This is a genomic window from Metabacillus sp. cB07, assembly GCF_016839225.1.
Taxonomy (GTDB): Bacteria; Bacillota; Bacilli; order Bacillales; family Bacillaceae; genus Bacillus_P; species Bacillus_P indicus.
This window is the reverse complement of record NZ_CP069296.1, coordinates 4,023,163-4,047,628: the sequence shown is the minus strand read 5'-3', so window position 1 is coordinate 4,047,628 and position 24,466 is coordinate 4,023,163. Positions and strand designations below refer to the sequence as shown.

Below are 24,466 nucleotides of genomic sequence, written 5' to 3'. Positions count from 1 at the left end.
ATTGTATTTCATCTCCTGAGAGGAGCCGCACAAAGTGAAAAAGATAATACTGCTGTTAACGATTGTGCTTGGAATGACAAGCGGCTGCGAAATGAGTATAGACCAGGAGACTTTGCCTAAAAGCAGAGCTTTCAAAGATGAATTTACCAGAGAGTTTATGAAATCAACGGAGGAAACAGAAGAAGGGTATTATACGTTTGAGTCGAAGACGAAAGGCTATACAATCTTGTTTCCCCGTAATGCTACTTTATCAGTAGGTGACTATTCCGCAGATAAAGATAAACTTGAAAGCTTATCCTTCGGAGAAGAACGATTGAGTGAGAAAATCTCATACTTTATTCGGTTAAACTACGAAGATAATGAAATTACAGATGAAATCGATACGAAATTAAAGTTGCTGTCCAGCGGTACTGATTATGAAGGAGAATATAAGAAAATAGAAAAGGGAGATAAAGTTATCTACCTTTCAGACGATGGTCCTAAAAATAAAGATTATTATTATTTTTTGGCCTATGTGAAATCTGCTGCCTCAAATAAAGCTATTCGTTTCTCCTATGTAAGCAACTGCAATGTGGAAGAACAAAGCTGTGAGCTTATAACTGAAAAAGCAGAAGAACGAATTAATAAGATACTCTATTCTATTAAGTTTGTTGAGTAAGCGTTCATATAGAACTTATTTATCATGACAGGAGCCGACATTTTGAAGAGAATCTTACAAGTGTACATCATTATTTTATTAGCTTTTACAGGTGGATGCGGAATGAATAGCGAACAGGGAAACGGAAGAGAAAATCAGGAATCTTTACCTGAAACTCGAGCGTTCAAGGATGAATTTACCAGAGAGTTTATAAAATCAACGAAAGAACCAGAAGAAGGATACTATACGTTTGAGTCAAAGACTAAGGGGTATACAATGCTTTTCCCTGAAAATGGGAAAATATCCATAGGAGACTACGAACAGATTGACACCGATTATGAGGCACTCAGTTTTGCGGAAAAAATAGATCAAGAGAACGTAACGTATTTTATCACAATCAATTATCAAGAAGCCCCTCATGCTAAAAATACTTCGATGTTTACTAAGCAATTGTCAGCTGCAACAGGTTACAGCGGTGAGTATACACCTTATAAGCTTGATGATAAGACCATTCATTATGGAGAATACGCTGATAGTGAAAGCGGACTGTATTTTTATAATGCATATATCGTATCCAATAAATCAGATAAGGGTATCCGCTTTGTGTTTTCTGGAAGATGCATAGATAAACCAAAATCGTGTCAACCCTCACCTTCTGTAATAAAAGATAGAATAAAAAGAGTAACCGAATCTATTAAGTTTTAAATTTCAATTACGGCAGCAAAAAAAATTCAAGCCTGCAATTTTATCAATCATACACAGGAGCCATGATATTGAAACAAATGACATTGTTATACCTCATTATCTTATTAGCTTTTACAGGCGGCTGCGGGTTAAGTTCTGGTTCGGAAAGTGAAAAAATGAAACAAGAATCGATCCCTGATACAGAAGCATTTAAAGATGAATTCACTCGGGGATTTATGAAATCAAATAAAGAATCAGAAGAAGGTTTTTATACATTTGAGTCAAAGACAGAAGGGTACTCCATGCTTTTTCCCGTTAATGCAGTGATCTCAGATATAGAGTACGAGGTTAACGGAGATTCATTTGAAGCATTTACAATTGGCGAAGACAAGGAGGAAGAGAATTATTCCTACTACATAAAAGTCATTTTCGAAGATAAAAAGACGACAAATAATATTTCTGCAAAGTTAAATGTATTATCTGATATGGCGGGCTATACAGGTGAGTACAGGAAAGAATCTGGTAAAGAACATGATATTTATTATGCAGCCAAAGAAGAAGTTAGTTATGGGAAAAAAGCTGTTACTCACTTAGCTTATATAGAGGATACAGGGACAGATAAAGCAATATCGCTCAATTTCAATGGAGGCTGTACAGATCAGGAAAAGAGCTGCGGCCTCGATTCTAATAATAGAAATGAAATCTTTGAGAAGATCGTGAAATCACTTATCTTTAAATAAAGGATGAAACAATTAAACAGAAGTAAACGTCAGGTTAGTTGAACAAGACGCCTAAAGCAGACCAAGCAACTTCACATTATATTAAATTTCATCTCCGGAGAGGAGCACACACAATGAAAAAAGTATTACTGCTGTGTTTAACGACCATGCTTGCATTTACAGGAGGCTGCGGAATGAGTAAAGAAAAGGATAACGGTAAAGTAGAACAACAATCTATGCCTGAGACAGAAGCTTTTAAAGATGAGTTTACTAGAGAATTTATGAAATCAACGGAGGAGACTGAAGAAGGATTTTACACCTTTGAGTCAAAAACCAGGGGTTACACGATGTTGTTTCCGATAAATGCAATAATCTCGACTATGGATTATGAACAGATTAAAACTGCATATGAGGCTCTAAGCTATAGTGAAGATGTAGATGATGAGAACATTTCATATTTTATGACGGTAATTTTTGAGAACAGTTCAGATACAGATGATATTCAGATAAATCTTGGGATTCTCTCAGATGTATCAGGATATGAAGGGGACTACAAAAAATACACAAGCGCTGAAAAGACAATATACTTTGGAGAAAAACGAAATGAAGAGGATGGTTATTATTCATATATAGCATATATAAAATCGGATGTATCTAATAAAGCAGTAAGTCTTACTTACAACAGCAATTGTTTAGACGACGGAAATTCCTGTGAATTACCTGGGTTAAGTGAAAAAGAAAAAATTAAAAAAATTGTAGATTCAATTAATTTTGAATAATACAGGTGATATCAATGAAAAATGAAACTGTATTTAACAAAGATATTATTAGGGCTCGACTTGCTGAGAGAGAGTACGGTGGAGAAAGAAAGATTCCTCTAACGGAACAAGATGTCAGACAGATATATATTGAGGAAACCGGGAAGCAGCCTCCAGAAAATATTACAATTTATCATTCTAATCAATATCTAGATACCAAGAGCATTGATAATGGTTTTGATGGTACGATCATTCATGTCTTTGATATAGAAAAAGGAATTAATCAATCATACACGATAACAAGAGGGAGTGAGAATAACGAAGGAAATGATAACGGTGATAGACCTTTAGATTGGATATACAATACGCTCGGTATCTTTTCTGGAATTGATCAAAGTCAATTTCGTTCAGCTGAGCAGTTTGATCGAAAAGTGGATATTGAAATCAAGAAAAGAGTTGAGCTAAAATACAAGCGCCTAGAAAATAGAGGAAAAGTGGATTCAATTGAAAAAGTAGAATTAAGGAAACTTGGAATTGGACACTCATTAGGAGGCAATCTTATTCAAATGCTTGCTATTATTAGAGGAAACTTTGAAAAGGTTCATGCGATAAATGATGCTCCTCCAAGCGCATATCAACTAGCATCAATCGACTATAATTTTAGAAGGGCACTTAAAAAAAAGTTTAATCTTAATAATAAATTCGACCAAATCTACACCATCCCCCCAAAAGACCTAAAAGCCTTCGCCGAATCCTACTACAAAGAACAAGGCAAGAACATCCACCACCTCACGAATGAGGAGGATATGCTCTTTGCTGCTTCTGAGCTGCGCGGATTTTTGAATTTGGGGAGCCGGACGACGCTGGATTCGGATCCTGATTTTGAGAGTATCAGAGAGCGGATTGCGAATCTCTCGGATGAGGATCTATATGAGATGCAGAAGTTTCTTGTGAAGTATGCCCCTGCGTACAAGGCAGGAGGCTACGACGGACTGGTTAAGGCGATGACGGGAATTGATCTTGTCTTGCTGCAGGATTTGAAGAGTGAGTGGGAGGGTTTCAGCATCACGGATAATCCTGTTGATACGCTGGATTCTGCCTGGGAGACGATGAAGAAGTTTGATGAGATAGCTGTTAGTTTAAGAGATTTCATCGAACAGCTGCCTGTGCTAGCTGAGAACATACCGGTCATTCTCAGCATTTTCACGGATTTAACGAGCGAGGAGATTTCGGTCATTGAGGGTGAGCTCGCGGGTATGGAGAGTGATGTGATTGAAATCCGGTCGATGATAACAGATTTGATGAGCATGAGCACGATGGAGGACCTGCTTACTCTCAATCCCTTTACGTTCTTTGAAAACATCAAGGATATTAAGGAACAGTTTGAAGCAATCGATTCTAAGATCAACGGGTTAATGGACAGGTTCGACAAGATCTTTGCTGCCATTGACAGAGCGAAGCTTGATTTCGGGGCAGCTGTCGAGGGCCACAGCCTGCAGCAGGTTTCAAACGCGCTTGCGAAAAAAGGAAGGCGCTATGAAGGCGGAAATCTTATTCTTTATAAGACGGGTGCAGACGGGAAGAAAATTGAAGTGAATCTTTCCTCTTCGGTACGGATTTATCAGAGGGGGATGGACAGCTATGAAGCCCGGGAGGAATCACTTAAGCGATATCAGGCTGCTTATGATGCCGTATTTCTTGATGATTTTGAGACGAGAAAAAGACATCTCCTGAGTCAGATTCAGGATATGGAGACAAATCCCCGCGCTTTCAGAAGTGTGTTTAACCTTGAGGACTCAGAGATCAGCAGCATTCAGGTCCATGAGCACATTCCGCCTCTCCCTCCTGCATTTGCTGACCGCATGGAGGAAGCTGTGCATCATTTTCAGTATCAGTTTGATAAAGGAAGAAGGCTTGTGACTTCCATTAAAACATCGATTGAAAAAATGTTTAATGAAGAAAAGGACATTGCCGCCATTTTTGAGCTTAGATAGAAAGGGGATATTCATATGAACCAGGTCTATAAAAGGCACCGGTTTGATTCGATTTCGGAACATCCCGGCAAAGCAGAGCATATCAATGCCCAGCTGAACCAAATCGCTTCTGAAGATGCAGCTCTGACTTCATATATCACAAATGAACTCGCAGGCAGCTCCGCCCTGTTCATTGATGAAGTGTTTAAAGAGCTGAGTCAGCTTCAGCGTGAGAATGAACATGCTGTCAATCAGTATACCTACATGAATCACATGCTTTCGAACCAGTACACTTCTTTAATAGAAGAAATCCGCACACAGAGCGTAACGATACGCTATGATAAAAAAGAACCAGTAAGCTGATCCGACACCATATTTCACTAAATGAGACATTAAGTATCATAAATCACAAAGGACTTACCAACTATAAACTGGAATTTTTATTAAAATTTTTCCTTATAATAGGTTTATTATCCATTTAATAGTGGGTATTTATAAATAGATTTTACTAGTGGTGAGATTTTTTTACTCTCTTACATATTAGTAGATAGTTTGTACCATTTTACTAGTATCACCCAAGTAACAATTGACCTCTATGGTCTTTGTTTATACAATTAATGTAAATTCATGTAAAAGGAGAGATAATGATGTCAGGAATTATTCGCGTAACACCAGCAGAACTTGTCGATATGTCAAAACGCTACAGCAACGAGGGTGGAGAACTTGGACTTCTTATCGGCCGTCTAGACAGCATGATCGGTCAGCTACAGGCTATGTGGGAAGGGGAAGCGAGCAACGCTTTCAGAGACCAATACGAGGAGCTTAAGCCTTCTTTCGTGCAAATGCAGAATCTTGTAGAAGATATCTCAAGACAATTGGACAAAACAGCACACGCTCTTCAAGAAGCGGATGCAAACATTGCTGGCCAAATCCGCGGCTAATAGCATCTGAAAGACAATTTAGTGAAGTGCTAAAAAGGAGCGCCGATTCTATTTTAGATGAAGGCGCTTCTTCATTTTTGAGGTGAAAAGGCATGTATATAGAAGTGACGATAGATTTGAAGCATTATACAGGAGAGACATTTGATCTGAGGCTGTCGAACTATCACTCTGTGAAAAAAGCAGTGGATATCGTATGGCAGGCAAAATGCATTTCTGACCCACCTCGAGAAGGGTACTGGGTGCGCGTTCCCAATAAGCAAATTGTCCTATCAGGCAACCATAAGCTTGTAGAATGCGGAATTACAACAGGAGACCGATTTGAAATCCTATGAAGGAGTCATTCTCAATGTCAGAAAAAAAACCGGCATATTTGGAGCAGCAGCTTGATGCTGTCATCGAAAAAGAGAAAGACGGCTATACATTCGTCTTTCAAACAGAAAAAGTAAAGCTTGATCATGTATCAGAGATTGAAATGATCAAAGAAATGGACCCGTCTATTAAGCGTGATGTGACACTGGCTGAAGATGAATTGAGAGTTCATGTTCAGCCGCCTAAGACTTATTTGGGTTTTTCCAGTTTAAATAAAAAAGATGAACGAAGCAAGTGGAATTTTTCCTATCAGCTGGTAAAAAAGGTAAAAAATCACTCGTTATCTCGCATACATCTTATTGTTTGTCCCGAGAATCTTCTTTTTGACCAGAGCTTTACCCCGTACTTTCTCCACTACGGCGTGATGGAGAGCATTCCTCCTTATGAACAGGACAGCGGCCAGCTGTTTCGGGAGGTTAAAGCCTGTGCGGCTGCTGCAGTGGATTCGAAATATTCGTTCGAGCAGTATTTGAAATTTAACGAAACGCTCGATGTACCGCCTGTTCCGAAAGAGATTCTTTCAGCAGATACATATGAACAGCTCCTTGAGCTGATTGAAAAAAACATGAAGGAAATAGACAGACGAAATGCAGCACTTGTGACTATCCCGCAGAAAAAGTGGAAGATGACGCGGTATGTTGCACTGGGCTTTCTGATCCTGCTTGTACCAGCCCTTGCTTATACAGCTTATTCCCTTTTTTCCCTGAATCCTAAACAAGAAGCGTTTGTCGCGAGTAATGAACATTACCTGGGCAACAACTTCAGTGAGGTTGTCAGTACGCTTGAGGGCTACAGCATCGATGAGATGCCGCTTGTCGTGAAGTATCAGCTCGCATCCTCTTACGTCGTGAACGAATCGCTGACAGAGGATCAGAAGGAAATGCTGAAAAACCGGGTGACGCTGCAGTCTGATCCCCAGTACCTTGAGTACTGGATTCATATCGGCAGAGGCGAAGCGAAAGAAGCCCTTGACCTTGCGAGAAACCTTGAAGAACGGGATTTAATTATTTTCGGCTTAATCAAATATGAAGAGCAAATTAAAGCTGACAGTGAACTGGACAGCGAGGAAAAACAGCAGCAGCTTGAAAAGATCCGAGCTGAAATAGAGCAGTACGAAGAAGAGCAGGAAGCTCAAAAGAAAGAAGAAGAAGAAAGGCTTGAAGAAGAACAGCAGGCACAGGAACAGGTAGAGCAGCAGAAGGAAGCAGAAGAACAGCAGGCTGCACAAGACGCGAAAGCAAAAGAGGAAGCTGCAAAAGCGAAGCCGCCTGCAGAAAAGCCTGCCGGCTCCGGCTCTAACTGATCATAGGCAACAGGAGGTGAAATCATGAGTACGTTATGGGTTTTCCATGGGGATTCCTATCAGCAGCTTCAGCTGAACAATGAATCATTCAGGCCGGTTACAATCGGTCCTGATATCCAGCATACATTGACGATCAGAAATTTTCCGTTTTCATCCGGTCCGCTTAAGCTTGTGAAGCAGGACAATAAGAGCGGTCTGTCCATTCTTCAGGAAGACCGGGAAATTGGCGAGGCTTCACCGGATGAACCGGTTGTTTTTGAGGATAACGGAGAAAAGCTGACGGTGTTTTTCACAGCAGCAGAAGAAGTTTCAGAGACAAGATTCATAGGTTCAAAGAAAGAGGTTTCGTTCTCGGCAGTAAGCAAGGATGCTCACATATTCAAAGAAAGTCAGTCAGCAGCGCTTGGGAAAAACAAGCTGAGCCTGCTCAGGACAAACGGCAGCTGGAAGGTCGAGCCGGGTGATGAAACGGTCTACTTGAACGGGCGGAAAATCGACAGCATCACGCCGCTTGAGACAGGTGACCTTCTCTTCTGGCCGTTTATGACGGTGCGTCTTCTGGAGGAGGACCTTCTTCAAGTGACAAGCTTTGAAGCCTTTCATTCTTCCCTTCCGAAAACGGAAAAACCGCGCTCTGAAATGAGCAAAAAATATCCAGTGTACCGCAGAACACCGCGGATGATCTATGAATTGCCGAAGGATAAGGTGAATCTCACCTTCCCTTCCCAGGAGAGTGATGATCACTCGCGCAGCCTGTGGCTGATCATCCTGCCGCCTCTTGTCATGATGATTGCAATGGGAATTGTTGCGCTTGTTGCGCCGCGGGGCATTTTCATCATCATTTCGATGGTGATGTTCGTGATGACTTTGATCACGTCAACCGCGCAGTATTTCAGAGACAAAAGCACGACGAAAAGACGTCAGGAGCGCAGGCTTCGCGTTTACACGCAATATTTGGAGTCAAAGAGGCACGAGCTTCAGGAAGTGTCTGAAAAGCAGCGCCAGGTTCTCTCTTTTCATTTTCCGTCTTTTGAGCAGATGAAGTACATGACACAGCAGCTTTCTGACCGGATTTGGGAAAGAACGCCTGAGAGCACGGACTTTTTGGAGCTCCGTATCGGAACGGGAACCGTTAAATCCAGCTATGAAATTTCACTGAGCTCAAACGATATGGCCAACCGCGAAGTAGATGATCTGCTTGAGCAGTCCCAGCAAATGGAGAAAGTTTACAAAGAGGTGCGCGATGTGCCTGTCAGTGTGGATCTTTCACAGGGAGCAATGGGCCTGATCGGGAAGGAAGCGGTTATCAAAAAGGAGCTTCACCAGCTGATCGGACAACTCGCTTTTTCCCAGAGCTACCATGATGTTCGCTTCGTCTTTATTTTCAACGAAAAAGAGTACAAAACATGGGAGTGGATGAAATGGCTCCCGCATTTTCAGCTGCCTCATGCCTATGCCAAGGGCATGATCTACAACGAACAGACAAGGGATCAGCTGCTCACATCCATTTATGAGATCCTGAGAGAGCGCGATCTGGAAGAGAAAAATGAAAAAACAAGATTTGCCCCGCACCTGATTTTCGTCATCACCAATCAGCAGCTTATCTCAGACCATGTCATCCTGGAATATCTTGAGGGTGAATTCTCTCATCTCGGGATTTCGGTTATTTTTGCGGCTGAGGCGAAAGAAAGTCTTTCGGATAACATTCATACGCTTGTCCGCTATGTGAACGATCAGGAAGGCGATATTCTCATTCAGGAGAAAAAAGCAGCCTCCATTCCGTTCAGGCTCGATTCGCATGACAGGGAAGGCAATGAGTCATTTGCAAGGATGCTGAGAACACTGGACCACCAGATCGGCATGACGAATTCGATTCCGAAAAGCGTGTCCTTCCTTGAAATGGTGAATGTCAAAGAAGTGGACGAGCTTCCGATTGAGCAGAACTGGCTGACGAGAGAATCAGCAAAATCCCTGGCGGTTCCGGTAGGACTTAAAGGAAAAGAAGATGTCGTCGAATTGAATCTTCATGAAAAAGCCCATGGACCGCACGGACTGCTTGCCGGAACGACCGGTTCAGGAAAAAGTGAATTCCTTCAGACCTACATTCTGTCTCTTGCGGTTCATTTCCATCCGCATGAAGTGGCTTTTCTGCTTATTGACTATAAAGGGGGCGGCATGGCCCAGCCATTTAAAAATATGCCGCATCTGCTTGGAACAATTACAAATATTGAAGGCAGCAAGAATTTCAGCGCACGTGCTCTTGCTTCCATCAAGAGCGAGCTGAAGCGCCGCCAGAGGCTGTTTGATCAGTATCAGGTCAATCACATCAACGACTACACGACGCTTTACAAACGCAATCAGGCGGAAGAACCGCTGCCGCACTTATTTTTAATCTCAGACGAATTTGCCGAGCTGAAAAGCGAAGAGCCTGATTTTATCCGTGAGCTTGTCAGTGCAGCCCGTATCGGCCGAAGCCTCGGTGTCCATCTGATCCTCGCAACCCAAAAACCGGGCGGGGTCATTGATGATCAAATCTGGAGCAACGCAAGGTTCCGCGTGGCGCTGAAAGTTCAGGATGCAAGCGACAGTAAAGAGATCCTGAAAAATGCAGATGCAGCCTCCATTACGATTACAGGCCGCGGCTATTTGCAGGTCGGAAACAACGAAGTGTACGAGCTGTTCCAGTCTGCATGGTCAGGAGCGCCTTATCTCGAGGAAACATCTGAATCAGAGGATGAGGTGGCGATCGTAACGGATTTAGGTCTTCAGCCGCTTTCAAACCTCCAGTCTGCTGAGCAAAGCAAGAAGGATTCTGAGTCTGAAATTGAAGTGATCGTCGATAAAATTGAGGCGCTGCAGCATCAAATGGGCATCAAAAAGCTCAGAAGCCCGTGGCTGCCTCCACTCGAAGCAAGAATCTCGCGCCATCAGTACGGCGCGGAAAATCAGCATGAAATCTTCATCGGGCTTGTGGATGAGCCTGAAAAGCAAAGTCAGACACCGGTTGCGTATCAGATGATGGACGATGGCAACGTGGCCATTTTCGGTTCATCAGGCTACGGCAAATCACACACCGTGATGCTTCTTCTAATGAGCATTGCCTCAAAGCTGAGCCCTGAGGAAGCGCACTTCTATGTGATTGACTACGGCAATGGAACGCTTCTGCCGCTCAGACAGCTGCCGCATACAGCCGACTATTTCCAGCTTGATCAGGAGCTTAAAATCGATAAGTTCATGCGGATCGTGCGCGATGAGATTTCGCGCAGAAAGCAGCTGTTCCAGCAGCAGGAAGTCAGCAGCATCAAGATGTACAACTCCCTGAGCAGCCATAAACTGCCTCTTATGTACATCACCATTGATAATTTTGATCTGGTCAAGGAAGAAATGCAGGAGCTCGAGGCGCAGCTGATCCAGTTTGCGCGTGACGGCCAGTCACTCGGCATTTATATGATCTTCACGGCTACGAGAGTTCAATCGATGCGCCAGTCGCTGATGAACAGCATGAAGACCAAGATCCTGCACTACCTGATGGATACGACCGAAACCTATATGGCAGTGGGCAAAATTCCGTTTGCCCCAGAGCCTGTTCCGGGCAGGGCCATTATCAAAAAAGAGTCAGTATTCTTCTCGCAAATGTTCCTTCCTGCTGACGGCAGGGACGATTATGAGCTTCTTGATGCCATCAAGGAAGACATAAGCATGCTGAAAGAGAAATACAGCGGAGCGAAACTTCCGCGCCCGATTCCTATGCTTCCTGCAGAGCTTTCTATGGTCAATTTCACTCAATTTACAGACGGCTCTCAAAAAACAGGAGTCATTCCAATCGGACTGGACGAGGAGCATGTCCAGCCTGTCAGCATCAATCTAGCCAAAACGAAGCACTGCGTCATTATTGGCCAGACGCAAAAAGGCAAAACCAATGTTCTCAAAGTTGTGCTTAATACGGCTCTTCTCCAGGCAACGGATTCAATCGGGGTCTTTGATTCGATTGACCGCGGGCTCTCAAGCTATGCTTCCGAGGACAAGATATCCTACCTTGATACAAAAGAGCAGATTACAGCATGGCTGGATGCTTCAGAAGAACTGTTCAAAGAGAGAGAAAGCACTTATTTGACAGCGATCCAGCAGGGGGCGGTAAACAATCTGGCCTTCTCACCTGTGATGCTCGTTGTCGACGGATATGCAAGGTTCCAGCAGTCGCTTGACAGCATGCTTCAGGAAAGGCTGTCACGCTTTATGAAAAACTACAGCCACCTTGGCTTTAACGTCATTATTTCCGGCAACAACAATGAACTGACAAAAGGATTTGATTCCTTTACGACGGAAATCAAGCAAATCAGACAGGCTCTGATCCTGATGAAAAAATCAGAGCAAACGCTGTACACTCTGCCATACAGCAGAAAAGAGAGCGAAATACACCCTGGATTTGGATACTATGTGGAAAACGGCAAAGAAACGAAAATTCAAATTCCTCTTTGCGCCATTGAAAGGAAGATCTACACATGACAGATCAACGAAAACATACGATAAAAATGATTGCTGCGGTGCTGCTGATTCTGGCAGTGCCGGCGCTTTTCTTTCAGTTTATCGGGGACAACCCTCTTGAAGTGAGAGAAAATGCGACCCGGAATATCGCGGTTGTCAACGAAGATATGGGAGCGGAAAAAGCCGAAGAGGAAGAAAAGTCCGAATCGGAGCCCGTCCAGTTTGGAAAAGAAGTAGCAGCCATCCTTGATGATGAGTCGCAGTATAAATGGACGATTCTTGGAAGAAGCGCCGCTGTCAACGGATTGAAAAACGGAGAATATGATGCCGTTATTTACATCCCGTCCAACTTTTCAAATAACATTCTGACCTATGATCAGCAGCAGCCTTCAAAAGCGGAATTTGAATACACTGTTCAAAACCAGCTCAATGCTGAAAACAGACAGAGAGTGCTCCGCGAGCTTGAAGACGCGACAAACCGTGTAAACAAGCAAATGTCATCTCTCTACTGGAGCTACGTTTCTCAGGATATGGAAAATGTGCGTCAGGAATTTGACCGTATTCTTGAGAAAGAAATCGCCTTTCAAAATGCCATGCTTAATTTTTACAAACCAAGCTCAAAAGATTTGGCCGGAGAACTGACGCAGCAAAAGCAAATGCTTGAGCAGCTGAAGTCAACTATTGAGCAGGCGGAAAAAGAGAATCCTGACCGCAGGAATTCTGCTGAACAATTTGAAAAAAGCCTTGCTGCTTTCGTTGAATATGTCGAGAGATACCAAGCGTATCAAGAAGACCAGCAGCAGCTTCTGACGCTGGCTCAAGAGGAGAGCCTGAACAGCATCCAGGGCGGTACATCTGATGTTGATCAAAGGCAGGATGCGGCTCAGGCTGCTTTTTTGGCTGAAGGAGACAAGCTTGCTTCTGATATGACGACTATGCAGCAGAAGCTTGATCAAAATCAGGCAGCAGCCGAAAACCTCGGAAATGTAAGACTCAGCCAGACAGAGCGTCAGGAAAGAGAACTTGCAGCCGTTCACAACGATTATGTGGACATGTTTATCTTGAAAGAAAATCAGGATACGCTGAACCGTCTTGAAGGAGAGCTTGTTCCTCTAAGACAGGCAATCAGCGGGAGTTCTGAAGAAGAACCGGGCGACGGCGGAGAACAGCCTCCGGGCGATGGCGGAGAAACGCCGCAGCCAGGCGGACCGGGTGAAGGAAACACGGCCAATATGGAAGAAGAGCGGGCTAAAATTCTTGCCATATCTGAACAGCTGAAAATTCTGAAAGCCCTTCTTGAAACAGTGCCTGAGCCTAGACCCCTTCAAGTGGATGAGGTCATCGGCCAATTAGACGGCCTTTCAGCTCAGCTAGTTGAAGTCGAACAGTCCATACAGGCTAAAGAGAATGAGAACTCATGGAAGGGTGAGTATGACAAGCTTTTAGAGCTTTACAATGCCCTTATTGCTAAGAATACAGAGCTTTTCAATGAGAATCAGCTGCTCAAAGGGCAGATCACTGCACTTGAAGAACGCCTGAAAAAGCTGAACGATAACGTAAATTCAGGCTCAGCAGCCATCCGGGCCCAGGAGCAGACGATTTTAGACGCCCTGCCGGCTGAAAGAAAACAAAAGCTTGAAGGAATCTTTAATGAACCGATCAAAAACGGCTCAATGAATGAAGTATTAAGCTACCACACGGTTCTTGCTCAATACGAAGCAGCCGTTTCGAGATTAAACAACCCTTCAGTGCCGGCTAAAGACGCCGTCTTATCAGACGAATGGCAAAAGACGAAAGTCAATACCATCCTGTCCATTAATTCAGAGGAGCAGGGAGCCTGGGATAAGCTGAATCAGGAACTTCCTGAAGCAGAAAAGCAAATGGAAGACCTCCAGGCATCAGCTCTCGCTTTCATGGGCGAGTACAGTGCAGAGCTTGAGACGCAGCAATCAGCCATCCTTGAAGAGCTTACTGCGATGGAAGAGAGCGCAGCAAAGGTTCTAAGCCAGGTTCAGGAATCAGGCGATACGACTTCAAGACTGCCTCTTGAAAACTCGGACGGAACAACTCTTGTTTCCAATCAGCAAACGATTGGACAGGAAATTGCGATGATGACAGAGCTTGTGAATTCACTTGGCGAGAGACAGGATACGGTTGTCAGCAGTACGGACGACCTTCAGCAAAAAGTGAATCAGGTTCAATCTGAAGCCGATGTCCTGAATGAAAAATGGGCAACAAACGTAGCTTCTACCCAGCTTGTAAGGGATGATGTGTTCAGCATCCTCGGCAACACATTTGTAGACGGACAGAACAACGGCTATGTTTATGAACACCTTGCAAATCCGCTTCAAATCAGCGGAGATGCACCGGCAGCGCAGGCGAAAGCTGTTCCTCCTGTCGTGATCTTGGTCATTATCTTAATCAGCAGTCTGCTGATCGGTTACTTCAGCAACTATTTCAAAACGGCGCCGATGCTTGTCAGAGGTTCTATGTTTACACTTCTGAACCTCCTTGTAGGGCTGATTATCAGTGTATTTGGTCTAAATATTTACACCTTGACGAATGAACGGGCAATTCAGTGGTCCATCTTCACCATCCTGCTTGTATTCGCAGCCTCAACGGTTGTCCGGACGGCTTTCTTGTTCAGCAACTTCTTAGGATGGGTTGCAAGCGTAGGACTTGTCGCATTCTTTGTAAGCCCGCTGCTTGCACTGGCTGCGCCGAATTTCAACTACGAAGATCCGATGTCAAAAGTGTATATATCAATCCAATATGATGCTCAAAACCTGTTTACACAAGGGATATTGGTACTCGCAGGCATCATCCTTGTCCTGACCATTCTGCCGTTTGTCGTCAATGCGTTTAAAAACACAAATGAACAGGCTGATCAGGATCATGCGCATGACATGTAGAACACTCTCAGCGGCTGCTCTGCTGCTCTGCCTTCTCTTATCAGGCGGGACAGCAGTGCTTGCTGAGACAGATCTCAATCAGCTTGACCCGAACGTCTATGAGGAAAAAGAGCGCAAGGAAAACACGGAGTACCTTCACGAAAAAGGTCTCTATGAAAAAAGAAAAGAAATTCCGGAAGAACAAAAAGACTTAACCTTTCAAAAACCTGGAAGAGATGCTGAGGATGAACTGAAAGACCGCCTTTTCACTCAATACACAAAAGAGAACAACACCATTAAATCCAAAGCGGAGCAAATGGGGCTGTTCTCGGAAAGCACAGATCAGGCGTCAGGGACAATCAGTACCGAAGAAGAACAGCAGCAAAGCGGGAACACAGGACTGCTGATGACTTATATCCTTTTGATTGCAGTGGGAGTATTGCTTATTATCGGAATTCTGATTCCTAAAATGACTCAAAGCAAAAAAGCAGACGCTATTTAAGGCAGCCGGTAATACGGCTGTCTTTTTTTATGGCTTCAGAATTTGGTACACTGTAGAAAACAGTTGAACAGAGAGGATTGACCCTATGAAAGCATTAGTATTCAATCAATTCGGCGGACCAGAGGTTCTCAAGATGGCAGATGTTGAGGCACCGGTCATTGGCCCTGACGAAGTACTCATACGAATGAAGGCTGTCGGCTTAAATTTTGCAGATGTTTACCGCAGAAAAGGAAATTACCACTTAGAAGGCTCCCCGCCTTTTATTCTTGGCTATGAAGGAGCAGGAATTGTAGAGGAAGCCGGCTCTAACATTACCCATATAAGAAAAGGTGACCGTGTCGGCTTTGCCGACGTTCCTTATTCAAACGCAGAACTGACTGCCGCTCCTTCAGATAAAGTCATTCCGCTGCCGGAAGATATTTCTTTTGAAACAGCAGCAAGTGTTTTGCTGCAGGGACTGACAGCTCACTATTTGACTTCAGACAGCTATGCCATTCAAGAAGGAGATGTTTGCGTCGTACATGCAGCTGCAGGAGGTGTAGGCCAGCTTCTTACCCAAATGATTCGTATACTCGGCGGAAAGGCAATAGCGCTTGTTTCGACCCCTGAAAAAGCAGCGGTTGCTAAAAGAATTGGAGCCCGAGATGCCTTTTTATACAGTGATCATTGGGTACAGGAAATTTTGGACGCAACAAATGGGAGAGGTGCTGACGTTGTTTATGAATCAGTCGGGTCCACCATTATGGACAGCTTTAAGGCAGTGAGAACAGGAGGCACAGTAGTTTTCTACGGCATGGCAGGAGGAGATCCTGTTCACATCGACCCGAGAATGCTGATGGATACCTCAAAAACGCTGACCGGAGGAGACCTCTGGAACGTCCTTACTTCTCGGGATGAACGTCTAAAACGGTCGAACAAACTGTTTCAATGGATTACCTCCGGATCACTTGCTATGGAAGATCCCTCCATCTTCCCATTAAACAAAGGTGCTGATGCTCACCGTCTCCTTGAAAGCAGAAAAAGCACAGGAAAAATTGTGCTTATTCCATAGAGCACTGCAGGGTACCCTCTTGAGTCATTTTTCCTTGGCAAGTAAAAAGACCCGCGTAATCAACTAAAACCCCCTGCAAGCCATTCTGAGGAGCGTGAAGCATACATGAAGATTAAGGGTGTTGGTCTTGACCGCAACACAAGATGCAGCCACTACTCAACTGAAAAAGATATCATTGCGATAAAATTTAAATGCTGCGGGACCTATTATGCCTGCTTTGAGTGTCACAGGGAGCTGTCAGGTCATGCTCATGAGGTGTGGAACAAAGAAGAATTCGATGCGAAAGCGATCTTCTGCGGAAACTGCCGGTCCGAACTCACCATTAAGGAATACATGGAGAGCGGGTATGAATGCCCTTCCTGCAAATCGGACTTTAACCCGGGCTGTAAAAATCACTACCACCTCTACTTTGAGGGCTGAAGCGTTTATTAAAAAGCCAAAGTGGGAAACTAAACAGAAAGAGGAGGAGATCGATTTGAAGAATTTAATTAGAAAAGCAATTAAATATGCACCTATCGTCTATCCGATTGTGAAAAAGATGCTGAACAAGCGCAAAGGAAGACGCACAACTTATTAATACATGTGAGGCCCTGCACAGCAGGGCCTTTTATTTATGCTTTTTTCCATAGAAAAAGCACCCGCAGTCAGCGGATGCCAGTTCTCTTATTATGCTGTTTTGCGCATTGAGCGAAGAACAAGGCTTAACAAGAATACGAAGATGATTGCTCCAAGCAATGCCGGAATAATTGCAATTCCTGCTAATGAAGGGCCGAATGAACCAAGAAGCTCTCCGCCGATCCATGCTCCGATAATACCAGCAATGATGTTTCCGATAATGCCTCCCGGAACGTTTTTCCCTAAAATAATTCCTGCCAGCCAGCCGATTAAACCGCCGACGATTAAGTATAAAATAATGCCCATTTTCATTCATCCTTTCAGTGTGGTTTTGTGTATTGCTGTTTCTATTCGTTGTTATTCCCCGGCTTTTTTAAAAAGAAACATTTTGTTTAAAAATTCTTTTCAGGGGCCTTCTTTGGGCATTCTGGCAAGTGACCTGAGTTTCATGTAGTATGGGTAAAAGAATTCACAAAAGATTGGACGGAACATGACATGGAAAAAACCATTTTGATCAAACGAAAATACGCAAATGAAATGAAAAGCGGCAGCCCGCTTATCCCTAAAGATGCTCTTGTAAATCCCTCCGCTCTGAAAGAAGAAGGGGAATTGATCAGGCTCCTTGATGAGCAGCGTCAATTTATTGGCTTGGGCTATTATGGCAGGCAGAATAAAGGAGCCGGCTGGATCCTGACTCATAAAGAAGGTGAACCCATTGATCAGGCCTTTTTTGATGAAAAACTAAAAACCGCCCTCTCTTACAGAAAGCAGCTGTTCGAAAGCACGGATACAACAGCTTTTCGCGTGTTTAACGGTGAGGGTGACGGTATAGGCGGATTAACGATTGATGTCTTTAACGGCTATTATTTGCTGACATGGTACAGCAAAGGCATCTATCAGTTCCGGACAGCCATCCTGGATGCCCTGAAAAAGTACGCTGAACCTGCAGGCATCTATCAGAAAAAAAGATTTGATACAAAGGGCCAAGTGGTGGATGAAGACAGCTATGTGGAAGGGGAACAGCCTGAGTTTCCTCTGATTGTGAAGGAAAATGGCGTTAAGTTTGCCGTGTATTTGAACGACGGAGCCATGGTGGGTGTCTTTTTGGATCAGAGAGAGGTCAGAAAAGCCATCAGAGACAAGTATGCACAAGGAAGAACAATGCTGAACCTCTTTTCTTATACGGGTGCTTTTTCTGTTTATGCAGCACTTGGAGGAGCTGTTAAAACAACAAGCGTAGACCTGGCGAACCGCAGCATGAGCAAAACAATCGAGCAGTTCAGCATCAATGGCATCGACTATGAAGCACAGGACATCATCGTGGAAGATGTGTTTCACTATTTCAAGTATGCCGTGAAGAAAAAGCTGAAGTTCGATATGGTGGTTCTTGACCCGCCAAGCTTTGCAAGGTCAAAAAAGGTTACCTTCAGTGCGGCTAAGGACTATAAAGACTTGCTGAAGGATGCTGTCGAACTGACCTCAGATAAGGGTGTCATCGTTGCTTCGACAAACTGCAGTACATTTTCTATGAAAAAGTTTAAGGGCTTTATTGATGTTGCCTTTAAGGAGAGGGGCGAGTCTTACAGGGTACTTGAGGAATATTCTCTTCCTGATGATTTTAAGACGATCAAAGAGTACAAAGAAGGCAATTATTTAAAAGTGGTGTTTATAGAAAAACGGTGAGCCGGTCTTTTTAGACCGGTTTTATTTTCGCATAAAATAAATGCTCTTACGAAATAGTAATAGAAAATCCGGTACAGGGAGATTACTGCACATGGCTCATCACAACATTAACTTAACAGCTCCTGAAATCTCCGCTTTGTGGACCACGTATATGCAGGAAAGTGCATCTTTATGCTTTTTAAAGCATTTTATGGTCCATATGGAGGACGAGGAGATTGCCCCATTAGTTAAAGAAGCGATGCAGCTTTCAGCATCTAATCTGGAAACGGTAAAACGCTTTTTAGAGGGTGAAAACTATCCTGTTCCAGACGGGTTTTCAGATGCAGACGTGGATTTGTCTGCCCCTCCCTTATATACAGATCTGTACGCGCTGAGTTATGTGTACCGTACAAGCCAGCTTACTCTTGTCAGCGTCTCAACACTCATTACGAATGTTGCCAGAACTGATCTGCTTGCGTTTTTTATACAAGTGCAGCAGAAGGTAACAGGTTTGTATAAAATGTCCGTCGATTTAATGCTTTCTAAGGGGATTTATGACCGCCCTCCGAAAATGACCTATCCAGACAGCGTGCATTATGTTGAAAACAACTCCTATTTGACCGGCTGGTTTGGTGAAAGAAGACCGCTTAATTCGTATGAACTTGGCGAAGCGTTTTTTATTATCGAGCGCAATTATATCGGTATTCTGCTGCTTAAGGGCTTCCTTCAATCCATGAAAGACAAAGAAGTCAAAAACTACTTACTAAGGGCGAAGAAGCTCGCTGAAAAGCAGGTGGATGTCTTTAATCTTCTGCTGAAGAAAGAAGGCCATCTGGGAACGATTCCAGTGTCGCTTGAGGTGACGGATTCAGAGGTTTGCCCGTTTTCTGAAAAACTGATTATGTTCATGATTACAGCATCAACAGGCGCCGCCATATCACTGATTGGACGGAGTTTATCCTTGTCGATGAGAAGGGATGTAGCAGCTCATTATCTGCTGATCATGAAAGATATTATGCTCTTTACGGAGGATGGCACACAGCTGATGATTCGGCGCGGGTGGTTTGAACAGCCGCCCCAATCAGAAATAAAGCCATTGTGAAAAAGCGGTATCCTTAATGGAATCCGCTTTTTTGCCATTCTTCCTTCAGGATGGAATGCATGATTACGTCATAGGGTTTATCGTCCTGGATAATATAATCTCTCAGTCTTCCTTCCTCTTTAAACCCAAGCTTTCGAAGAACGCCTCTGGAAGGGGTATTTTCAATCATGACTACAGCCCCAACGCGAATCAGCCCCATTTTTTCAAAGCCAAAGGACAAAATAGCCTTTATAGCCTCTATGCTGTAGCCCATTCTCCAGTAATCACGTGAGATCTCGTAGCCTATTTCAGCGCGCTTGTATTTTGGGGACAGGGAATGATACCCGCATGTGCCTATCAATGTGCCGGAGTCTTTTAACTCAATTCCCCAGCGTATGAGCCTGTTCGACTGGTAGCCAAGCTTGAAGCTGTGTATCAGGGCCTCTGCTTCCTCTTTTGTTTTAAAGACATTCATCCCGTAATACTTTGTTACTTCCTCTTTTGAAAAGGTTTGATAGATTTGTTCAGCGTCAGATTGATCGATGCTTCTCAGTCTGAGCCGGTCCGTTTCAATCAATGGAAATGTTGACGGCATATTCGCTCTCCTTTTTCTTCTTGAATCTGTTTATTTCGACATCATCCTTGTAAAATCCTGTTTTTTTGGCAGCATGTTTCGCTGAAATCCGACTGTGTGCGCACCCGTTTAGTTGAACAATTTTTCAGCACGCATCCTTTAATGTTTACATGTATACACTATTTGTTTACTTGTAAACAAAATGTAATCTATTGTATACAAATAATGTTTACAAGTGTACAAATGCGTACGCATGTTGATATATAGGGATGTATACAAATTGTAATGGTTGTATACGAATTTGTGTACGCTTGTAAACAGATTTGTTTACATGTATACGTTTTTGTAATCATTCTTCTTCTATTGACGAATCTAGTAAACTTTAATACTCTTTAAGTGATTGGATTTTTATACTAATTCATGAAAGGAAAGGAATGACTGATATGACGAAATCTAGAATTGCAGCAATTGATGTCGGCAACGATGCCGTAAAAGCAATCTTTGGAAAATACGAATCTCAACTATACATACCAAACGTGATCGCAAGGGATATTGAAGACCGCCCTGTTATTGGAATTGAAGAACTGGACAGCAAAGACCCGCTGGACGGCATTCATATTAGAGTGCACTCCCCTGCCCTGAAAGATAACAATGCGATTTACCGCGTGGGTTCTCTTGCGACAAAAAGCGACAATGCTTCTGAGCTTGATCCAGGAAGCAGCAAATCAGAAGAAGACCAGACTCTTGTTATGCTCTTTGCTTCTATTGCTCTTGATGCCGTGAAACCTGAAAATGAAAAAGTGTTCCGCAGAAACAATAAAGTGATCGATGCCAACTACACGCTGGGAACCGGCCTTCCGCTTAGAGAAGCAAAAGAAGGAAAAGATGTGGGCTACCGTTCAAAGCTTCTTGGAAATGTGCATCAGGTTGAATTTTTAATCACACCTAAATACCAGGGCTTAAAAGTCAACATCAAGTTTGATGAAGTGAAAGTTTATCCTGAAGGATTTGCTGCCTACATTAACCTGGTGATGGATAAAGATCTAAACATCATTAATAAAGACCTGATCGACAAGCGCATCATCATTCAGGATATCGGCGGATTATCAACAGATATCGCTGTTATTAAAAACCGCAACGTGGATGACGACAAAGCACAGGGCTTTAATCTTGGTGTTGTTGAATCTCTTGAAGCGATCCGTGAGGAAATCCGCACTAAGCACGGTGTAGAGCTAGACAGCCGCCGTGATGTAGTCGAGATTATTACGAAAAAACAGGACCGCAACCACATTTATGTAAGAGGAAGCCGCACAAGCGTCCATGACATCACAGACCGCATCCTACTTGACCTTGCCAAAAAGCAGTACCGTCACTTGCGCAATGTATGGCAAAAGAACTCTCAGACTGAGATTTGCTACTTTGTCGGCGGAGGAGCTGTTGTGCTGAAAGATTACCTTAAAACGCTGAACAACAATCTTGACGGCTACAATATCGACTTCTTTGAAGATGAAAATGAAAGCATCTGGATGATGGCAAATGCTTATTACAAGCTGATTTTTGATTTTTACCGCAAGGAAAACAAAGATAAAAGCAGTGAAGATAAAAAAGCAGCTACTGCCAAATAAATAGGGTGGTCATATGAATAAGGGCGGTTCATCAGGTATTCAGAGGGGACAGGCAATCACATTCCGCATCCCCTCAGATACCCCTGAGCATATTATCAAACAGCTGCAGAAGCTGAAAGAGACAGAAAAAAGGAATTTCTCAAGCAAGATTGCGGAATTCGTCACACAGGGCGTCAGTGATTCTTTTGTCAAAGACAAAGAAAGCATCACCATCCCCATTCCGCAAAAGCTCAGCAAAGCTCAAAGAGACTGGATAAAGCATGAACATTCTGAAGCGCTGCTTGGAAGCATTGTTTATCAGATCCTTGCAGATCCGGTAAGAGCCGCTTCCCTGCTTGCCTCCTTTACGAGCAAATCACTGGATATTGACGAGGCGCTCTATTTGCAGGAAGTACCGAGTGCTCGTCTGGACTCAAATCCAGAACATGAAGAAGACTTTGATGCAAATCAGGGCCTCGATGATTTTGACTGGGAAAAAGCCCTTCAGGAAACAGCAGCCTCCTCTGAGAAAGAAGAGAAAGAGGAAACGGCAGACGATCTGATTGGCGGATTTTTGGAAAAAATGAACAAATAAAAAAGCTAACCTTCAGAGGTTAGCTTTTTTAGCATGAGAAAGAGCATTTATTTCATTGAGGAGTGCTGTTTTTGAGTGAGGGATGATGAAAGTTCAATGAAAACATGCCGCTGCAGCAATGGAAATTATTGAGCATCAATTGACTTGACTCTTCCAACTTGTCCATCCTGAAGTCTTACCTTAATGCCGTGAGGGTGAAAGGGGGAATTTGTCAAAATGTCTTTTACGATACCAGGCGTAAGCTTGCCGCTTCGCTGGTCCTGCTTTAAGACAATTTGAACGGACATGCCGGGCTTAACGTGTTCCCTGTTCTGGCCGTTCATCAGACGCCCATTCTTCTGCGCTGATTATTTGTTTTCTTTGACACCTGGCTTTTCATGCTCTTGGTCTGGTTTGAACCTTTAGCGCCAGCCTGGCCGTTTGCCTGTGCCTGCTTCTTGCTTTCAAGCTTTTGTTTGATCGCCTCTTGAAGGGTCATTTTTTTCTCGGACATGGGACATCCTCCTTTTTAATCATTCATTCATATTATACTACCTTTTCACAGAGAACAATAGAACTCTCTCTTTGGGACGCTTCTTTCTCTCGTGCATGCAGCGTTCTGCTGTATACTGATCATATAATCAATCAATTAGGAGGATTTTCCGATGATTGCTAAAATACCTGGAACCCAGCTGCAGAACTACCTCAAATTTCGCAAAGATCCCCTTGAATTTTTATACAGGACACATACTCTCGGAGAAATTGTTGCCATTAACCCCAAGTCAAAAAATACATCCTATATCATTCATTCAAGAGAAGCTGTCAAACAGATCCTGACGTTAAAAGAGGAGGCTTTTGTAAAAGGCTCTTCTTCAAAAACGCTGGGAAAAACACTTGGAAACGGTGTTTTGACGAGTGAAGGAGAAGTGCACAAGCGTCAGCGAAAGCTCATGCAGCCGTCTTTTCATAAACGGAAAGTCGCAGAGTATGCAGATACAGCCGTTTCCATGACGGAAGAATTGCTCTCTTCTTACAGGGACGGGGAAACAAGATCCATTCATGAGGACATGATGAATCTGACACTTCGGATTATCGTTCAGACCATGTTTGGAGAAAGGCTCAGTAACGAGACAAATCCTGTCGCATCAGCGGTAAGCGATATCATTGAGAAAACAGCCCAATCTCTTCTTACACCTTTTTCCCCGCCCGATTTTCTTCCCACTGCGCAAAACCGAAAATATAAACGCGGTGTAAAAACCCTTGATGAGCTCGCGGACCTGCTTATTGAAAAGGGCGCGAAAAATCAGGACAGCGGCCATTTGCTGAGCCTCCTCTTTCAGGCAGCGGATAAAAAGGGAGAGCCGCTGACAAGAACAGAGCTGAGAGACCAAATTGTCACAATCTTAATAGCAGGCCATGAAACGACCGCAAACGTGCTGACGTGGATTTTTGCCGTCCTGGCCAAGCATCCGCAAGTGGAAGAAAAGATGCTGGCAGAAATAAAGGATGCGGGACAGCTGACTTTTGAATCAATGAAGGCCCTTCCCTACACGCAGCAGATCGTGCAGGAAACGCTAAGGCTCTATCCTGCAGCATGGATTATTCTGCGTGAAGCAAAAACGGATGTTGAAATTGCAGGAAACCATTTTCAAAAAGGATCGATCTTTCTTATCAGTCCGTATGTTATGCACCGGAATCCGGCGTTCTTCAGGGCCCCTGAAACATTTAATCCAGGCAGATTTTCAAAAGACAGCGGAGAAGAAATTCCCCTGTACGGCTTTTTTCCATTTGGAGGAGGATCAAGGGGGTGCATCGGCAGCCAGTTCGCCATGATGGAGGCTGTCTTAATCTCTGCCACTGTTTTAAGGAAATACAAGCTTGAGCTCACTTCTCCGGACGAAGAGCTTCAGCCTGAACCGCTTGTTTCATTGCGTGTAAAGAACGGGCTGAAAATGAAAGCTGTGAAAAGATCCTGATATTTTCTGGGAAATAGCTGCTGTTTTATTTACCAGTCCGGAAGTGTACAATAAGAATCTAAGAAAA

23 protein-coding genes are annotated in these 24,466 nt (G+C 43.6%); 19 read left to right on the top strand and 4 right to left on the bottom strand.

The window, feature by feature from the left end:
• The first annotated feature begins 34 nt into the window (after positions 1-34).
• From JOJ89_RS20585 to JOJ89_RS20520, 14 genes are all read left to right on the top strand, one after another.
• Positions 35-658: a hypothetical protein gene (locus JOJ89_RS20585; RefSeq protein WP_203289223.1), complete on the top strand. Its 624-nt coding sequence runs from the start codon at positions 35-37 to the stop codon at positions 656-658.
• A 42-nt stretch (positions 659-700) separates the two neighbouring features.
• Positions 701-1,342: a hypothetical protein gene (locus tag JOJ89_RS20580; protein ID WP_203289222.1), complete on the top strand. Its 642-nt coding sequence runs from the start codon at positions 701-703 to the stop codon at positions 1,340-1,342.
• Positions 1,343-1,410: 68 nt separating this feature from the next.
• Positions 1,411-2,061: a hypothetical protein gene (locus JOJ89_RS20575; RefSeq protein WP_203289221.1), complete on the top strand. Its 651-nt coding sequence runs from the start codon at positions 1,411-1,413 to the stop codon at positions 2,059-2,061.
• Positions 2,062-2,174: 113 nt separating this feature from the next.
• Positions 2,175-2,819, top strand: a complete 645-nt coding sequence (locus JOJ89_RS20570; RefSeq protein ID WP_203289220.1) for a hypothetical protein — start codon at positions 2,175-2,177, stop codon at positions 2,817-2,819.
• 14 nt (positions 2,820-2,833) lie between these two features.
• Entirely contained in the window at positions 2,834-4,792 is a 1,959-nt protein-coding gene (locus tag JOJ89_RS20565) for a DUF6792 domain-containing protein (protein ID WP_203289219.1), read from the top strand.
• Positions 4,793-4,807: 15 nt separating this feature from the next.
• Positions 4,808-5,134 (top strand): primosomal replication protein PriC, encoded by a 327-nt coding sequence (locus tag JOJ89_RS20560; protein ID WP_203289218.1) that lies wholly within the window; start codon positions 4,808-4,810, stop codon positions 5,132-5,134.
• Positions 5,135-5,418: 284 nt separating this feature from the next.
• On the top strand, positions 5,419-5,712 hold the full coding sequence (locus tag JOJ89_RS20555; protein ID WP_029283120.1) for a WXG100 family type VII secretion target: 294 nt from the start codon (positions 5,419-5,421) through the stop codon (positions 5,710-5,712).
• Between the two features lie 92 nt (positions 5,713-5,804).
• The gene (gene yukD / locus JOJ89_RS20550; RefSeq protein ID WP_029283122.1) at positions 5,805-6,044 is read left to right on the top strand and encodes an ESX secretion system protein YukD; all 240 of its coding nucleotides are present in this window, start codon (positions 5,805-5,807) and stop codon (positions 6,042-6,044) included.
• A 14-nt stretch (positions 6,045-6,058) separates the two neighbouring features.
• Positions 6,059-7,384, top strand: coding sequence for a type VII secretion protein EssB (gene essB / locus JOJ89_RS20545; protein ID WP_203289217.1), 1,326 nt, complete (start codon positions 6,059-6,061; stop codon positions 7,382-7,384).
• Positions 7,385-7,408: 24 nt separating this feature from the next.
• Complete coding sequence (essC, locus tag JOJ89_RS20540) at positions 7,409-11,890, top strand: type VII secretion protein EssC (protein WP_203289216.1); 4,482 nt, start codon at positions 7,409-7,411, stop codon at positions 11,888-11,890.
• Positions 11,887-14,781: a type VII secretion protein EsaA gene (gene esaA / locus JOJ89_RS20535; RefSeq protein ID WP_203289215.1), complete on the top strand. Its 2,895-nt coding sequence runs from the start codon at positions 11,887-11,889 to the stop codon at positions 14,779-14,781. The genes essC and esaA overlap by 4 nt, the downstream gene beginning before the upstream one ends.
• On the top strand, positions 14,771-15,262 hold the full coding sequence (gene essA, locus JOJ89_RS20530; protein WP_029566539.1) for a type VII secretion protein EssA: 492 nt from the start codon (positions 14,771-14,773) through the stop codon (positions 15,260-15,262). Before esaA ends, essA begins: the two co-directional genes overlap by 11 nt.
• Before the next feature lie 85 nt (positions 15,263-15,347).
• The gene (locus JOJ89_RS20525) at positions 15,348-16,313 is read left to right on the top strand and encodes a quinone oxidoreductase family protein (protein ID WP_203289214.1); all 966 of its coding nucleotides are present in this window, start codon (positions 15,348-15,350) and stop codon (positions 16,311-16,313) included.
• 105 nt (positions 16,314-16,418) lie between these two features.
• Positions 16,419-16,733 (top strand): CHY zinc finger protein, encoded by a 315-nt coding sequence (locus JOJ89_RS20520; RefSeq protein WP_203289213.1) that lies wholly within the window; start codon positions 16,419-16,421, stop codon positions 16,731-16,733.
• A gap of 246 nt (positions 16,734-16,979) precedes the next feature.
• Here JOJ89_RS20520 and JOJ89_RS20515 read toward each other — a convergent pair whose 3' ends face one another.
• A complete protein-coding gene (locus tag JOJ89_RS20515; protein ID WP_029283135.1) occupies positions 16,980-17,234 on the bottom strand; it encodes a GlsB/YeaQ/YmgE family stress response membrane protein in 255 nt (84 codons plus the stop codon).
• A 189-nt stretch (positions 17,235-17,423) separates the two neighbouring features.
• Between JOJ89_RS20515 and JOJ89_RS20510 the strand changes: the two genes are divergently transcribed.
• Together JOJ89_RS20510 and JOJ89_RS20505 are read left to right on the top strand one after the other, a co-directional pair.
• On the top strand, positions 17,424-18,611 hold the full coding sequence (locus JOJ89_RS20510; RefSeq protein ID WP_203289212.1) for a class I SAM-dependent rRNA methyltransferase: 1,188 nt from the start codon (positions 17,424-17,426) through the stop codon (positions 18,609-18,611).
• A 91-nt stretch (positions 18,612-18,702) separates the two neighbouring features.
• Positions 18,703-19,692 carry a DUF3231 family protein gene (locus tag JOJ89_RS20505; protein WP_203289211.1) on the top strand — a complete coding sequence of 330 codons (990 nt, stop codon included), beginning with the start codon at positions 18,703-18,705 and terminating at the stop codon, positions 19,690-19,692.
• Between the two features lie 13 nt (positions 19,693-19,705).
• Here the strand turns inward: JOJ89_RS20505 and JOJ89_RS20500 are convergent, their stop codons facing one another.
• A complete protein-coding gene (locus tag JOJ89_RS20500) occupies positions 19,706-20,266 on the bottom strand; it encodes a GNAT family N-acetyltransferase (RefSeq protein WP_203289210.1) in 561 nt (186 codons plus the stop codon).
• A 422-nt stretch (positions 20,267-20,688) separates the two neighbouring features.
• Here JOJ89_RS20500 and JOJ89_RS20495 point away from each other — a divergent pair, with 422 nt between their 5' ends.
• Together JOJ89_RS20495 and JOJ89_RS20490 are read left to right on the top strand one after the other, a co-directional pair.
• Entirely contained in the window at positions 20,689-21,870 is a 1,182-nt protein-coding gene (locus JOJ89_RS20495) for a ParM/StbA family protein (RefSeq protein WP_029283142.1), read from the top strand.
• Positions 21,871-21,883: 13 nt separating this feature from the next.
• A complete protein-coding gene (locus JOJ89_RS20490; RefSeq protein WP_203289209.1) occupies positions 21,884-22,444 on the top strand; it encodes a hypothetical protein in 561 nt (186 codons plus the stop codon).
• Positions 22,445-22,569: 125 nt separating this feature from the next.
• On the opposite strand, the gene JOJ89_RS20485 is transcribed toward JOJ89_RS20490, so the two are convergent.
• Together JOJ89_RS20485 and JOJ89_RS20480 are read right to left on the bottom strand one after the other, a co-directional pair.
• Positions 22,570-22,767, bottom strand: coding sequence for a YwbE family protein (locus JOJ89_RS20485; RefSeq protein WP_029283146.1), 198 nt, complete (start codon positions 22,765-22,767; stop codon positions 22,570-22,572).
• Positions 22,767-22,937 (bottom strand): hypothetical protein, encoded by a 171-nt coding sequence (locus JOJ89_RS20480; protein ID WP_168713773.1) that lies wholly within the window; start codon positions 22,935-22,937, stop codon positions 22,767-22,769. Before JOJ89_RS20480 ends, JOJ89_RS20485 begins: the two co-directional genes overlap by 1 nt.
• A 151-nt stretch (positions 22,938-23,088) precedes the next feature.
• Between JOJ89_RS20480 and JOJ89_RS20475 the strand changes: the two genes are divergently transcribed.
• Entirely contained in the window at positions 23,089-24,399 is a 1,311-nt protein-coding gene (locus tag JOJ89_RS20475; RefSeq protein WP_203289208.1) for a cytochrome P450, read from the top strand.
• Positions 24,400-24,466 lie beyond the last annotated feature (67 nt).